The organism is Natrialba sp. INN-245, from assembly GCF_009807105.1.
GTDB lineage: Archaea > Halobacteriota > Halobacteria > Halobacteriales > Natrialbaceae > Natrarchaeobius > Natrarchaeobius swarupiae.
The window spans coordinates 254185-268429 of the sequence record NZ_WUBV01000063.1 but is presented as its reverse complement, the minus strand read 5'-3'; the positions used below and the strand labels follow the sequence as shown (position 1 = coordinate 268429).

Here is a 14245-nt window from a genome sequence, read left to right as displayed (position 1 = left end):
GCGGGCTATTTGCTCGTCGGGCCGCTACGGCGGCCATGATCGATCTGCGTTCGGATACGGTGACGAAACCCGACGAGGCGATGCGCGAGGCGTCCCGGGACGCCGCAGTCGGCGACGACGTCTACGGCGAGGACCCGACCGTCGACGACCTCGAGCGCCGGGCCGCAAAAGCGGTCGGGAAGGAAGCCGCGCTGTTCGTCCCGACCGGTACGATGGGCAATCAGATCGCGGCCCATGTCCACACCGAGCCCGGTCAGGAGGCGCTCGTCGAGCGCGAGAGTCACGTCTACAAGTACGAACTCGGCGGTCTAGCCCAGCACGCTGGCCTCCAGGTGCGAACCGTCGACGGCGGCGCCAGGGGGATTCCGACACCCCAACAGATCGAATCGGCATACGTCGAGGAGGACCTCCATCGGCCCGGAACCGGCTTGCTCTGCCTCGAGAACACGCACAACGCGAGAGGCGGCGTCGCGATCACACCCGAGCAGATCGAAACCGCAGCCGACGCGGCCCACGAACGCGACGTCCCGGTTCATCTCGACGGCGCGCGCGTGTTCAACGCCGCCGTCGCGCTCGAGGTTTCGGTCACGGAGATCACCCAACACGTCGATTCCGTCATGTTCTGTCTCTCGAAGGGTCTCGGCGCGCCGATCGGCTCGATGCTCGCCGGTCCCGCGGAATTCGTCGAACGGGCGCGTCGGACGCGGAAACTGTTCGGCGGCGGAATGCGACAGGTCGGCGTCGTCGCCGCCCCCGGCCTCCGCGCGCTCGAGAACGTCGACGACCTCGAGGCCGATCACGAGAACGCGCGCGTCCTCGCCGACGGGCTGGCGAATGTCGATGGGCTCGAGGTCCAGACGCCGGAGACGAACATCGTCCTCGGAGACGTCTCCGAGACGGGACTCGACGTCGACGCCGTCCTCGACCGTCTCCGCGAGCGCGACGTGCTGGCGACGCCGTTCGGCCCGACAACGATCCGGTTTTGCACGCACCGGGACGTCTCCCACGACGACGTCGAACGAGCGATAGAGCGCGTCGAGGCGGCGGTTGAAACGTAGAGCGGTCAGACGCAGATCGAACGTGAGATGTAGCCGAGATCCGATGTGTAATGGAGATCCCTGGAGTAAAATCCGGTTCGATACCCCGAGGAGACGATATTTCCTGAAGCGAGAACGACACGTCTGCGCGATATTTTTGTGTGGTGGTTATTCATACCAACGTATGAGCGAACACCGAGTATGGACCGATCGTCCGGTGGACGCCGTTCCCTTCCGTACGAGGGCGAGACGGCGTCGGAGACTCGAGTCGGCGAGAGCCCAACGATCGGTCGCGAGGTGGCGATGACCGATCGCGGAGCCGCCGATCACGACGTGTCTGTCGTCTTGGTGTTGACCGCGTTCGTACTGGCCGCACTCAACCTTCGGCCAGCGATCGCGTCCGTCCCGCCGGTGCTCGAGGTGATTCGAGCCGATCTGGCGCTGTCGTATACGGCCGTGAGCCTCCTGACGACGATCCCGATGTTCTGTATGGGACTGTTCGCGTTTCTGACGCCTCGGATCGCCCAATATGGTCGTGAACGTGGACTGTTCTGGGCGATCGTCCTCGTGGGACTCGCGACCGCCGCGCGGATCGCCGGAGACAGCGTTGCGATCCTGTTCGTGACGACGATCGTCGTGGGGATCGCAATCGCCGTCGGGCAGACGCTGTTGCCGGCGCTCGTCAACGAGTACTTTCCGGACCGGGCCGCGTTCGCGACCGGCGTCTACTCGATCAGTCTGGCGGTCGGGGCCACCCTGGCCGCGGGACTGACTGTTCCGGTTTACCAGATCGGCGGCTCGTGGACGATGGCGCTTGCGAGCTGGGCGGTGCTCGCCGTCGCTGCCGCCGTCGTTCTCGTTCCACTGGTTCGCGGAAGTCGAAGCGGTTCCGGGAACGGGGTCGATGCGCCACAACGTCTCCCCTGGCGGAGTCCGATCGCGTGGGCGGTCACGCTCTTTTTCGTCTGCGCGTCGACGATTTTCTACTCCGGGCTCACCTGGTTAGCGCCGCGATACGTCGCGCTCGGCTGGGACGAGTCCTTCGCCGGCTTTCTGCTGACGACGTTTACGCTGACACAAGTCGTCGGAATGGGCCTGTTCATGCTGTTCGGAGACCGGGTCTCCGACCGTCGACCGTGGATTTTCGGGATGGGAAGCGCAACGGCTGCGAGCCTCGTCGCGATCGGCGTTGCCCCCTCGACGTATCCCTGGCTTCTCGTGGCGGTTCTCGGCTCCGGGAGCGGCGGACTGTTCACGATCGCGCTCACGCTCCCGATCGACCTCGCGGCCGACGGGTCGACCACTGATCGACTCGCGACGATGGGGATGGGAATCGGATATATGGTCGCGGCGATCGGCCCATCGGTCGTCGGCGGAATCAGGGACGTGACCGGGAGTTACGTCCCCGCGTTCGTCGCATTGGGGACAGTGGGCGTCTTCATGGTCGCACTCGGTGTCGCGTTCAGCCCGGGTAACGACGGCGCCGTCGGCGCGTAGAACGGGACCCATCGCCTGAGGGGTTACCGGCGACCGGATCCGCAACCGTTGCGTGGCGAACGGAGACCGATCCCGCTACCGACCGTCCATTCCTTCGCGAAACTCGAGGATCGTCCGCCGAAGCAGCAAGTACGAAAAGAAGACGAGCGAGAGCAGGATCAGGACGATCGCGATAATGACCGGATCGTCTGGGATGAACTCGAACATGGGAGACTGGTACCGCCCCCGCGTGCAAAATCGTTTCGACGCGTCTCGAACGATCGGACGAGACGTGGCCGGCCCGTCTCGGCCCACGTTCGACTCGACGGGACAGATGTCGACCGCTCTGTGGGTGTCGATCTCGATAGGTAAAACCGGTTTTTGAGCTTACGTCGCTTATATTGAAACCGACGACGTAGCCGAGAGTGGGTGTCGTCCGGTCCCCGGCGGCCCTGGTCGCCGAGATCGGGGTACCCTCCATCACCCACCCAAACGCCCTCCACGCCCGTTCGACCCGGTCGACGTCCCACCCGCCTGTGGACCCCGCTGACGCGTTTGCCCTCCCTATAGGCTGCTGACGGGTTTTCTACCGCGTATAGTAACCGGTGTTTGCTCACGGGTCACGTTCGTTCTGAATCGTTTTACACGGATTCCTGTACCGATGTGCCGGCGCACCCACGATCCGGGCGGCACTGACTGACAGGAAACCGCATCAGTCGGAACTCCCGTTTCGGGAGCGGTCGATTGCGTCGATCGGCGTCCCGCCGGGCTGGCGGAGTTCGATCTCGAACCCGTCCGGTCGGCTCTCGAGGACGGCAAAACCCAGCCTGTTTCCGCGGGGTTGGGCGTGACTGCCGGGGTTGACGAGCACCACGTCGTCGGTCTCGACCAGCGTCGGGCGATGGGTGTGTCCGGAGACGACGACGTCGGCATCGCGCGAGCGGCCGAACATCGACAGACCGGTCGCCCCACCCTCGCGTCGGTGGGTGACGGCGAACCGAACTCCCTCCTCGTCGACGGTCCGGGCCGTCGGCAGGCGGTCGCGGACGGCCGCGCTGTCGGCGTTGCCGTGGACGGCGAACAGCCGGTCGCACTCGGCCTGGAACGCCTCGAGCGCCGACACACTGGTAAAATCGCCGGCGTGGATCACGACGTCGGCCTCTCGAGCGGCGGAAAGTGCCTCGCCCTCGAGTTCGTGGCCGCGGGGACTGTGCGTATCCGAGAAGATGGCGATCATGCTCTCGGTTTGGGGCCCGGTAGTGACGTTCCTTTTCGTTTCGACTCGCCAGCGTTCGTTGACACCGCCGAGTTCGCGCCGGGCTGACGCCGCTCGCGTCGGGAACACGACGGAGAAACGAACCCGGTCTCGAGCGGAAACGAAGGGGTCTGTTTACCCAGAACGGAAACGGATCCGACGGTTAGGCCGGTTCACCCGCGGTCTCGTCGTGGATCGCGACGACCGTCGTTCCCGGCGGCCGGTCGTTCGAAACCGCGGTCACCGTCGTTTCCTCGAGGTCGACTGCGGACCTGAGCGGTGACCAACCCTCCTCGGTCTCGACGCCCACCGCGACGTCGGTCGGACTCGCTCCCGGCGGGAGCCCCGCCGGATCGTAGACGAGTTCGACGCGGATCGCCTCGAGCGCTCGCAAATCGTCGACACCGACGAGGTCGACTGGTTTCGACAGCGCGCCTGCCGGCGGATCGACGGCGGCCGGCTCGAGGCCGACGTGCTCCGGGACGACGCCCGCGACGACGTCCAATCGTGCGCCCGCGCGCTCGAGTGTGAACTCCGCGACGGTGCCGGAATCGTAGCCGGGGATGGGCATAGTCGGGGCGAAGCACTCGAGGGATAAATCGATAGACCGGGCAGGTGCTGGCCGTGCGCGTCGGTATCACGGCGCCCACCATAGGACTCGAGTGAGACGAACGCTTTTATCGTAGCGGGAACCAATTCACCCATCGTGTCCGAGACGAGCGGCTACATGCGGTTTTTCCCCTACGAGCAGCCCTACGAGAACCAGCTCGAGGCGATGGACCGGATCTACAACACGCTGGTTCGCGGCCAAGACGTTCTCTTCGAGGGTGCCTGCGGGACGGGAAAGACCCTCTCGTCGCTCGCCCCCGCACTCGAGGTCGCCCACGAACAGGACAAGACGGTCGTCATCACGACGGACGTCCACCAACAGATGCGCCAGTTCGTCGCCGAGGCCCGCGCGATCACCGCCGAGGAGTCGATCCGTGCGATCGTCTTCAAGGGGAAGTCGTCGATGTGTCACATCGACGTCGGCTACGAGGAGTGTCAGGCGCTGCGGGACAACACCCGTGCGGTCGTCGACGCCGAACGCGACCGCGACCAACTCGAGCGCCGACAGCGGGAACTCCTAGCGGAGAGCCAGGAGGGCGACGGCGGCGCGGCCGACGCCCGCTCGGCGGTGATGGACGAACTCGAGTCGATCGAGGAGCGCCTCGCAGATCTCGAGGAACAGAACGTCTGTGAGTACTACCGGAACAACCTGACCGAGGGGACGGACGACTTCTTCGCCTGGCTCTACGAGGACGTCCGCACGCCCGAGGAGATCTTCGAGCGGGCCGAGCGAAGCGAGTTCTGTGGCTACGAGCTCCTGAAAGAGGGGATCGAGGGCGTCGACCTGGTCGTCTGTAACTACCACCACCTGCTCGATTCCACCATTCGAGAACAGTTCTTCCGCTGGCTCGGCCGCGACCCCGAGGACGTGATCGCCGTCTTCGACGAGGCCCACAACGTCGAGGACGCCGCTCGCGAACACGCGACGCGGACGTGCTCGGAGCGGACGTTCGAGTCGGCGCTCGACGAACTCGCCGAGACCGCCGACCCACGTGCAGAAGACGCCGCGAACGTCGTTTCGGCGTTCCACCGTGCGCTCGTCGAGACCTACGAGGAATCGTTCGGCTTCGGTGATCGAGGGGGAATCGGCGAGAACTGGGAGGACGTCCCCATCGCCAACGAGAACCGCAAGGACGACCTCACCCTCGAGTTCTTACAACGGTACTCGGGACGGGGCATCGACGCCGACTTAGAGGCCGCGATGAACCTCGGTCAGGACCTAGACGAGGAGTACGAGGAGGCCTATCGCGAGGGGGAGACGGCGACGCGAACGGAGTGTCAGACCCTCCAGGCTGCGGCGTTCGTCAGCGCCTGGATGAACGAGGGCTCGAAGGAAGGGCTGTACCCGGTCGTCTCGGTGACCCGCGACGCCGGCACGGACGAGGTCTACGGCCGCGCGGAGCTCTACACCTGCCTGCCGCGACAGGTGACGGGAGAGCTCTTCGAGGAGGTGTACGCCACAGTGTTGATGAGCGCGACGCTCCAGCCGTTCGACGTCACCGAGGACGTCCTGGGACTCGAGGAGGCAGTGACGATGGCCTACGGGCTCCAGTTCCCGCCGGAGAACCGGCGGACGTACGCCGTCGAGACGCCGCCGCTTTTCTCCTCGGATCGGGACGATCCAGCAGTCCAGGAGGAAGTCACCGGAACGATCCACGACGCCGTCCGGATGACCCCCGGAAACACGCTCGTCTTCTTTCCCAACTACGGCGAAGCGAGTCGGTACGCAGAGCGCCTCGAGCGTCGCGCCGGCGACGTAGCCGTCTATCTGGACGAGCCGGGAACGTCCGCCGAGGAGATTCGCCAGGAGTTCGTCGACGACGACGGGGCCGTTCTCTGTACGTCGCTGTGGGGAACGCTCGCCGAGGGCGTGAGTTTCGACGGCGACGACGCCCGCACAGTGCTCGTCGTCGGCGTTCCCTACCCGCATCTTGACGACCGCGCGGAGGCGGTCCAGGAGGCCTACGACGCCGCGTTCGAGGGAACAGAGACGGGGTGGCGCTACGCCGTCGAGATTCCGACCGTCCGGAAGACGAGACAGGCGCTTGGACGCGTGATACGCTCGCCCGACGACGTCGGCGTTCGCGCCCTCCTCGACGCTCGCTACTCTCGAGAGGCGAAGTCCGATCTCGGCAAGTACAGTGTCAACGGGAGCTTTCCCCACGAGGAACGCGAGGAGTTACTCGACATCGATCCGACCAAGCTCAAGTTCGCGATGTTGAACTTCTACGCCGACCACGACGGCTACGACGGAGATCCGCCGTCACCCTGATCGGACGCGCGCACGCGACGCCAGCACTCACGACCGTCTCGAGAAGGTATCAAGCGGGCAGCGAGACGCGACTTACGGGCAGTTTGTACGTCCCGTCCCAGAACTCGAGTTCGGTGACCGTCCAGGAGATCGGCTCGATCTCGCGATCCGCGAGTCGTCTGGCCGCGGACTCCTCGCCACCGCGGGCGAGCGTGACGTGTGGGACGTACTCGGGGCCCTCGAGTCCGTCGACCGTCTCGAAGATGTCGACGAGATCGGCGTGGATCGCCTCGAGGCCGGGGCTCTCGACGGCGAGGTAGACGACCGGTGCCGATCCGAGCGGCGGGTCCGAAAAGTAGTCGATACGCGCGATCCGGGCCTCGACGGCCGGTGTGCCCTCGAGTGCGCGGTGGGCGCGATGCTGTAACTGGGCGACGTGATCGGCGTCACCGAGGCGCTTGAGCAGACAGGAGTGGTCCTCGCGGACGGTCTCGAATCCGACGAGTTCGGGATAGAGTTCGTTCGCCAGGGTGCGGACGCGTCCCGGAACCGGTACGTTGACGCTGTACACTCGGTTATGGTAGGGCCGCCCGAGATATCAGTCCTCCGCTCTGTCGTGACAGGTATCGGGGCGACGCCTCGAGACGATCATCTCCGGACAGATACCCGGTTCCGTTCGATTGGAACGAACGTATTCGGTGCGAGTAGTTCACGACCCACTGCCAATCGTTCGCACGGATCCGAGCTGATAAAAACCACCAGCCGTCGGCGTCGGAAAGACCTATTTAGTCGGCTACGACATACTCACATAATGGACGTGAGGGGGCTACGGGCCCTTGGCGTGCTCGTGGTGGTCGGGTGCCTGATCGCGGCCGTTCCGGCGGCGTCTTCTGCTGTGGTGGCGGACGTCGGCACGGGGAGCGCCGCGTTTCAGGAGACCGCAGACGACGAACAACAGGCCGCAGACGACGAAATCGACGACGGGGACGAGAGTCCGAATAACGAGACTGAAAACGGGGACGGTCCGACCAACGAGACCGACGACGGAGACGCGCCAGTCAACGAAACCGATCCCGAGGAGGGGAGCGACGACGGCCTCAACGAGAGCGCCCAGCTCGATAGTGCCGAGGAGGTACACATCGACGTCTTCCTCCACGAGAACACCTCGGCGACGTTCGTCGTCGACTACCGCTTCGAGAACGACTCGACGCAGAACTGGGAGCGCCTTCGGGACGACGTCGAGGAGAATTCCGAGGAGTACGCGTCGAACGAACACTCCGATTGGAACGACATTCTCGAGGAAGGACAAAACCGGACCGACCGGGAGATGGAGATCTCGAACGTCGAGGTCGAGACGGATACCAGTTCGGCACCGCGGAACCTCGGTCATGTCGAGTTTACGTTCGAGTGGTCGTCGTTCTCCCACGTCGAGATCAACCGTATCGAAGCGGGGGACGCACTCGCCGGCTTTACGCTCGTCGACGACACGACGTTGCAGTTCTTCTGGCCCGACGGATACGTCGTTCGAGAGGCCGATCCCTCGCCGGACGATCCGCCGGAGGGGTCGATCTTTTGGGACGGCGACGGCACCGAATTCACCGACGAACAGCCACTGATCGTGCTCATCGAGAACGCGGAAGGAACGGAGGAACCGGTCGAACCCGAAGAGAGCCCATCGATGCCGTGGCTCGCAGTTGCGGGTGCGCTCGCGCTGTTGGTGGCCGCCGCCGCGATTGGCTGGGCGATCAGACACCGGGCGGACGGAGTCAGCTACTCACCGGGCAACGGTCCAGCACAGCAGGCGAGAGTGCCGGTCGAGTCCGACGAGCCCGGCAGTCAAACAGCCGGCCCGCCGGACGAACTGCTGAGCAACGAAGAGCGCGTGCTCCGGCTGCTCGAGCAACGTGGCGGGCGGATCAAACAACAGGAGATCGTCGCCGAGCTTGACTGGACCGAGGCGAAAACGAGCCAGGTCGTCAGCGGGCTTCGGGAGGACGACGAGGTCGAGGTCTTCCGGATCGGCCGGGAGAACGTCCTCTCGCTTCCGGACGATGAGGAAGTGAACTGACCTCACCCCGTTCGCCATCACACGAATGGCCACCACCGAATCGAAACTCCTGGTGGACTCCGGATAACAGGATTTAATACGCCCCGTTTACAACCCGTCGACAATGGTCCGGCCCGTCGGAACCGTATCTGCCGGTGTGGATACCGACGGGACCGTCTCTCCACCGCGATCGCGGCGACCGCGGCGGCGGGCTCGTTGAGCCCGTACTACATACCTCTCCATCGTCGTTCGTTCGATCGTTTCCACGATTTCGGAAAGTGGCTAATTTTCAACCAGCAACCGCTCTAACATTAAAATTCTAAACTCAAACCAACGAACTTAATACCGTCCTGGCGTTTCACTCGAGTACGACATGACACGCGTGGCACTTGCGTTCTCGGGCGGACTGGATACGACGGTCTGTGTCCCATTGCTCGAGGAGGAGTACGGATACGACGAGGTTATCGGCGTGACGGTGGACGTTGGACAGCCAGCCGAAGAGTTCGACGAGGCCGAAGAGACCGCGGCAGCACTCGATCTGGAACACTACGTTGTCGACGCCAAAGACGAGTTCGCGGATCTCTGTCTCGATGGCGTGCGCGCGAACGCGACGTACCAGGGTTACCCACTTGGCACGGCGCTTGCACGTCCCGTGATCGCGAAGGCGATCCTCGAGGTCGCCGAGGAACAGGACTGTACCGGCATCGCTCACGGCTGTACGGGCAAAGGAAACGACCAGCTCCGGTTCGAGGCCGTCTGGCGCGACTCGGATCTCGAGGTCATCGCGCCGGTGCGCGAACTCGGTCTCACCCGCGAGTGGGAACAGGAGTACGCCGACGAGCGCGACCTCCCCGTCGAAGGGGGAAGCGGCGGCGACTGGTCGATCGACACCAACCTCTGGAGTCGCTCGGTCGAGGGCGACGAACTCGAGGATCCGAACTACGTCCCGCCGGCCGAGATCTACGAGTGGACTCAGGACCCATCCGGCGAGACCGAGGAGATCGAGATCAGCTTCGAGGAGGGGTATCCGATCGCCGTCGACGGCGAGGAGATGGAGCCGGTCGCGCTCATCCAGCACTTGAACGAGGTCGCTGGCGCTTACGGCGTCGGTCGGACCGACTCGATGGAAGACCGCATGCTCGGGCTCAAAGTTCGTGAGAACTACGAACACCCCGCGGCGACGACGCTGCTCAACGCCCACGAGGCACTCGAGGGGCTCGTCCTCACCCAGGAGGAACGCGAGTTCAAACAGCTGATCGACCAGCGCTGGTCGAAGAAAGGCTACGAAGGACTGGTCGACGCACCGCTCGTGAGCGCACTCGAGGGGTTCATCGACGAGACCCAGAAACGCGTCACCGGCACGGTGACGATCCGCTTCGAAGGCGGCCAGGCTCGTGCGGTCGCCCGCGACAGCGAGTACGCCGCGTACTCGGCCGAACACGCCTCCTTCGACACGGAGTCGGTCGGCAAGATCGATCAGGAGGATGCGACGGGCGTCGCGAAGTACCACGGCTTCCAGCGCCGTCTCGCGAACAGCGTGATCGACGGGGACGAGTAACGATGACCGAGGAGAGCGCTCACGATGGAGGGGCCGGTTTCGAACCAACAACTGCGACCGACAGCGAGACGAGCCGTCGGATCGCGACCGACGGCGGAGACCACGACGGCGTCGTCCGTCGGGACCGGTTCAGCGGCGGCCCCGCTCGGAGCTTTCTCTCCTCGCTCGCAGCCGACGAACGAATTTTCGAGGCGGACCTCGAGGTCGACCGTGCACACGTCGTGATGCTCGCCGAGCAGGGGATCGTCGACGACGACGTCGCCGGCGAGATCCTGACCGCACTCGACGCGATCGAAGTCGACGGCCACGGCTCGTTGCCCGACGGCGAGGACGTCCACGAGGCGATCGAGACCGGGGTTATCGAACGGATCGGTGCCGACGGTGGGAAGATGCACACCGCACGCTCGAGAAACGACGAGGTCGCCGCGTGTATCCGGTATCGCCTCCGCGAGGACGTCCTGGCGGCGATCGAGGCGACGCTCGCGCTCCGCGAGGCGCTACTCGAGACCGCCACAGCGCACACCGAGACGATCATGCCCGGCTACACACACCTCCAGCCGGCCCAGCCGACGACGGTCGCTCACTGGGCCAGTTCCTACGAGTCCGCGGTTCGCCGCGATACCGAACGGTTGCTTGACGCCTACGAGCGGATCAACGAGTCGCCGCTGGGCGCGGCCGCGTTCGCGGGGACGACGTTCGACGTCGACCGCGAACGCACGGCCGAGTTGCTCGGCTTCGAGGGGGTCGTCGAGAACTCGATGGACGCCGCCTCGAGCCGGGATTTCCTGCTCGAGACGACCCAGGCGCTGTCGACACACGCGACGACCCTGTCGGGGCTCGCCGAGGACGTGATCGTCTTCGCGAACCGCGGCTTCGTTTCCCTCTCGGACGACTACTCCTCGACGTCGTCGATCATGCCCCAGAAGAAGAATCCGGACACGCTTGAGCTCGTCCGCGCCGTCGCGGGCGATGCGGCGGGCGAGGTCCAGGGGCTGACGACGACGCTCAAGGGACTCCCACGTGCGTACAACCGTGACCTCCAGCGGGCGACGCCCCACGCCTGGAAGACCGTCGACGAGGTGGCGGAAGCGAGTTCCGTCGCGGCCGGCGCGGTCGCCACGGCCGAGTGGGAAGACGCGGCGCTCGCGGCCGAGGCCGGCGACGGGTTCTCGACGGCGACCGGCGTCGCCGACCTGCTGGCCGCGAACGGACTCCCGTTCCGGACGGCCCACGAGATCGTCGCGAGCGCGGCCGAACGACTCGAAGACGACGACACCGACGAATCGGATCTCGACGCCATCGCGGCGGCCGCGGGAACGGTCCTCGAGGAACCGCTCGAGTCGGTCGTCGACCTCGAGGCGGTCGAGACCGCCCTCGATCCCGTCGAGAGCGTCGCGAGTCGCAACTCGCGTGGCGGACCAGCACCCGACGAGGTCGAGTCGCAACTCGCCGGCACCCGCGAGGATCTCACGGCCGACGAAACCGCCCTCGAGACGCGAGCCGAAGCACTCGAGGCAGCCCATCAGACGCTTCGTGCCGAGGTGAACGGCTATGTGTGAGTTCGTCGGTCCACGACCGCGGCGACGACCCCCGCGAGGGGACAATACAAATTCTAAATGATATGTCAAAGTAGAACTGCGGTGAAATGGCGTCAGCGGTCCGTTAGAGCGGAGTGCAGATAGTATAACTTTGCTGTTAAGTTCGAAGCCTTTAAGGACACCGGGCTCTCAGTTGCGAGTACAATGACCGAATGCGTCGAGTGTGGGGCCGAGGTGTCCCTGCACGACGATCTGGAGAGTGGAGAGATCGTTGACTGTACCACGTGTGGCGCCGAGCTGGAAGTCGTCGATACCGAGCCGCCAGTCCTCGAGCGAGCCCCGGAGCTCGAAGAGGACTGGGGTGAGTGACCTTGCAGACGGTCACAGTACACATCCCCCGTAGACACTCCGGACACCAGGGGTGGTTCGAGTGAAGGTAGGAATACTCTACTCCCGAATCCGCAAGGACGAGAAGCTCCTTTTGAACGAGCTTCGCGAGCGCGACCACGAGGTCGAGAAGATCGACGTCCGCAAACACGGCTTCGACATCGGCGAGGTCCCCGAGGAGTTCGTCGACCTCGACGTCGTCGTCGACCGCTGTCTCGCCACGAGTCGGAGCCTCTACGCCACGCAGTTCCTCGAGGCGTACGGCATCCCCGTGGTCAACAGCCACGAGACCGCGGAGATCTGTGCGGACAAGGTGAAAAATAGCCTCGCGCTCGAGCGAGCCGGCGTTCCGACACCCGCGACGAAAGTCGCGTTCACGAAAGAGACCGCGATGGACGCCATCGAGGAGTTCGGGTATCCCTGCGTCCTCAAGCCCGTCGTCGGCTCCTGGGGACGCCTGATGGCGAAAATCGACTCGCCAGACGCCGCCGAAGCGATCCTAGAGCACAAGGCGACGCTCGGCCACTACGAGCACAAGGTGTTCTACATCCAGGAGTTCGTCGAGAAGCCCGGTCGTGACATCCGCGTGGTCGCGACCGACGGCGAGCCGATCGCCGCGATGGTCCGATCCTCGGACCACTGGATCACGAACGCCGCGAAAGGCGCCGAGACGGACGTCTTCGAACTCGACGACCGCGCGAGGGAACTCGTCGAGACGGCGAGCGACGCCGTCGGCGGCGGATTGCTCGGCATCGACCTCATGGAGACGGGCGACGATTACACCGTCCACGAGGTCAACCACACCGTCGAGTTCAAAGCGCTGGATAGCGCCGTCGAGACCGACGTCGCGGCCACCGTCGTCGACTGGCTCGAGAAGAAAGCAACCGCCGCGGCCGACGGCGAACTCGAGGTGACCACCTGATGGCCGTCGACACCGACGCCGATGGGTCCGACGCTACGGGCGGCGAGACAGTCACCGCGAGCATCATCGGCGGCTCCGGCTTCGTGGGCGGCGAACTGCTTCGGCTCCTCGCGAGCCACCCCAACGTCGAGATCGCCGAGGTCACGAGCCGGTCGAAAGCCGGCAAGAGCGTCGGCTCCGTCCATCCGCCGCTTCGCGGGACGGACCTCCGGTTTACGGAACCAGACGACCCTGAGAGCGTCGACGTGCTGTTCGCCGCGACGCCCCACGGCGTCTCGATGAGCCAGATCGACGACTTCTTCGACGTTGCGGATACGGTCGTCGACCTCTCGGCGGACTTCCGGCTGAACACCGAAGCGCAGTACGAGGAGTGGTACGACGGCCACGACGCACCCGAGTACTTAGCGAAGGCGGAGTACGCGCTCCCCGAAATCAATCGAGAGAACCTCGAGGGTGCCGAGCTCGTCGCCGGTGGCGGCTGTAACGCTACCGCGACCATTCTCGGACTCTACCCGCTCGTCGAGGCGGGTATCGTCGACGGCGACCAGCAGATCGTCGTCGACGTGAAAGTCGGCTCCTCCGAAGGAGGGGCCGGCGGCGGCGACGCCTCCTCGCACCCGGAACGGTCGGGCGTCGTCCGCCCCTACGCACCGACGGGCCACCGCCACGAGGCCGAGATCGAACAGTTCCTCGACACCTCGGTGGCATTCACGTGCCACGCCGTAGACATGGTTCGCGGCGCGAGCGCGACCAGCCACGTCTTCCCGTCGGGGCCGGTCTCGAAGGGCGACCTCTGGAAAGCCTACCGCGGCGCGTACGAGGACGAACCGTTCGTCCGCATGGCTGCCGGCGGATCCGGCGTCTACCGCTATCCGGAGCCGAAGGCAGTCGCCGGGACCAACGTAGCGGAGGTCGGATTCGAACTCGACCCGAGCAACAAGCGCGTCGTCGTCTTCTCGGCGATCGACAACATGATGAAGGGGTCGGCCGGGCAGGCGGTCCACGCCGCCAACATCGCGCTCGGTTTCGAGGAGACAGCCGGACTCGAGTTTACGGGACTCCACCCCGTGGGGGCACCCTGAAATGGCGGTCTTTTCGAGAGCGAACGCGATCGAAAGCAACGAGGGACGCACGCGTCCCTCGAGCCGTGCGAGCGGGCTTCGCC

At 65.1% G+C, this 14245-nt stretch carries 13 protein-coding genes; 9 read left to right on the top strand and 4 right to left on the bottom strand.

Translation table 11 applies throughout. The features are described 5' to 3' along the window. Positions 1-35: 35 nt before the first annotated feature. Entirely contained in the window at positions 36-1058 is a 1023-nt protein-coding gene (locus GRS80_RS17820; RefSeq protein ID WP_160048720.1) for a GntG family PLP-dependent aldolase, read from the top strand. A gap of 180 nt (positions 1059-1238) precedes the next feature. Continuing rightward, positions 1239-2534 (top strand): MFS transporter, encoded by a 1296-nt coding sequence (locus GRS80_RS17815; protein WP_160048719.1) that lies wholly within the window; start codon positions 1239-1241, stop codon positions 2532-2534. Between the two features lie 75 nt (positions 2535-2609). On the opposite strand, the gene GRS80_RS20990 is transcribed toward GRS80_RS17815, so the two are convergent. The 3 genes from GRS80_RS20990 to GRS80_RS17805 all read right to left on the bottom strand — a co-directional run bounded on the left by GRS80_RS20990 (position 2610) and on the right by GRS80_RS17805 (position 4339). Beyond that, on the bottom strand, positions 2610-2741 hold the full coding sequence (locus tag GRS80_RS20990) for a hypothetical protein (protein WP_255455301.1): 132 nt from the start codon (positions 2739-2741) through the stop codon (positions 2610-2612). Between the two features lie 484 nt (positions 2742-3225). Further along, positions 3226-3750, bottom strand: a complete 525-nt coding sequence (locus GRS80_RS17810; RefSeq protein ID WP_160048718.1) for a metallophosphoesterase — start codon at positions 3748-3750, stop codon at positions 3226-3228. Positions 3751-3931: 181 nt separating this feature from the next. Further along, complete coding sequence (locus GRS80_RS17805) at positions 3932-4339, bottom strand: hypothetical protein (RefSeq protein ID WP_160048717.1); 408 nt, start codon at positions 4337-4339, stop codon at positions 3932-3934. A 135-nt stretch (positions 4340-4474) separates the two neighbouring features. On the opposite strand from GRS80_RS17805, the gene GRS80_RS17800 reads away from it, so the two are divergent. Continuing rightward, positions 4475-6649: an ATP-dependent DNA helicase gene (locus tag GRS80_RS17800; protein WP_343161641.1), complete on the top strand. Its 2175-nt coding sequence runs from the start codon at positions 4475-4477 to the stop codon at positions 6647-6649. A gap of 49 nt (positions 6650-6698) precedes the next feature. On the opposite strand, the gene GRS80_RS17795 is transcribed toward GRS80_RS17800, so the two are convergent. Further along, complete coding sequence (locus GRS80_RS17795) at positions 6699-7199, bottom strand: 2'-5' RNA ligase family protein (RefSeq protein ID WP_343161640.1); 501 nt, start codon at positions 7197-7199, stop codon at positions 6699-6701. A gap of 240 nt (positions 7200-7439) precedes the next feature. Here GRS80_RS17795 and GRS80_RS17790 point away from each other — a divergent pair, with 240 nt between their 5' ends. The 6 genes from GRS80_RS17790 (at position 7440) to argC (ending at position 14162) form a co-directional block, all read left to right on the top strand. Next, positions 7440-8696: a hypothetical protein gene (locus GRS80_RS17790; RefSeq protein ID WP_160048716.1), complete on the top strand. Its 1257-nt coding sequence runs from the start codon at positions 7440-7442 to the stop codon at positions 8694-8696. A gap of 352 nt (positions 8697-9048) precedes the next feature. Then, entirely contained in the window at positions 9049-10233 is a 1185-nt protein-coding gene (locus GRS80_RS17785) for an argininosuccinate synthase (protein WP_160048715.1), read from the top strand. A 2-nt stretch (positions 10234-10235) separates the two neighbouring features. Continuing rightward, the gene (argH, locus tag GRS80_RS17780) at positions 10236-11792 is read left to right on the top strand and encodes an argininosuccinate lyase (protein ID WP_160048714.1); all 1557 of its coding nucleotides are present in this window, start codon (positions 10236-10238) and stop codon (positions 11790-11792) included. Between the two features lie 183 nt (positions 11793-11975). Beyond that, positions 11976-12140, top strand: coding sequence for a lysine biosynthesis protein LysW (lysW, locus tag GRS80_RS17775; RefSeq protein WP_149079790.1), 165 nt, complete (start codon positions 11976-11978; stop codon positions 12138-12140). Between the two features lie 61 nt (positions 12141-12201). Further along, complete coding sequence (gene lysX / locus GRS80_RS17770; protein ID WP_343161639.1) at positions 12202-13080, top strand: lysine biosynthesis protein LysX; 879 nt, start codon at positions 12202-12204, stop codon at positions 13078-13080. Beyond that, positions 13080-14162: an N-acetyl-gamma-glutamyl-phosphate reductase gene (gene argC / locus GRS80_RS17765; RefSeq protein ID WP_160048713.1), complete on the top strand. Its 1083-nt coding sequence runs from the start codon at positions 13080-13082 to the stop codon at positions 14160-14162. Before lysX ends, argC begins: the two co-directional genes overlap by 1 nt. The last annotated feature ends 83 nt before the right edge of the window (positions 14163-14245 follow it).

Excerpts from the sequence above, each read along its gene's own strand:
- GRS80_RS17810 (WP_160048718.1), bottom strand. The coding sequence starts at position 3,750 with ATGATCGCCATCTTCTCGGATACGCACAGTCCCCGCGGCCACGAACTC.
- argH (WP_160048714.1), top strand. The coding sequence starts at position 10,236 with ATGACCGAGGAGAGCGCTCACGATGGAGGGGCCGGTTTCGAACCAACA.
- lysW (WP_149079790.1), top strand. The coding sequence starts at position 11,976 with ATGACCGAATGCGTCGAGTGTGGGGCCGAGGTGTCCCTGCACGACGAT.
- GRS80_RS17785 (WP_160048715.1), top strand. The coding sequence starts at position 9,049 with ATGACACGCGTGGCACTTGCGTTCTCGGGCGGACTGGATACGACGGTC.
- argC (WP_160048713.1), top strand. The coding sequence starts at position 13,080 with ATGGCCGTCGACACCGACGCCGATGGGTCCGACGCTACGGGCGGCGAG.
- GRS80_RS17805 (WP_160048717.1), bottom strand. The coding sequence starts at position 4,339 with ATGCCCATCCCCGGCTACGATTCCGGCACCGTCGCGGAGTTCACACTC.
- GRS80_RS17790 (WP_160048716.1), top strand. The coding sequence starts at position 7,440 with ATGGACGTGAGGGGGCTACGGGCCCTTGGCGTGCTCGTGGTGGTCGGG.
- GRS80_RS17820 (WP_160048720.1), top strand. The coding sequence starts at position 36 with ATGATCGATCTGCGTTCGGATACGGTGACGAAACCCGACGAGGCGATG.
- GRS80_RS20990 (WP_255455301.1), bottom strand. The coding sequence starts at position 2,741 with ATGTTCGAGTTCATCCCAGACGATCCGGTCATTATCGCGATCGTCCTG.
- GRS80_RS17815 (WP_160048719.1), top strand. The coding sequence starts at position 1,239 with ATGGACCGATCGTCCGGTGGACGCCGTTCCCTTCCGTACGAGGGCGAG.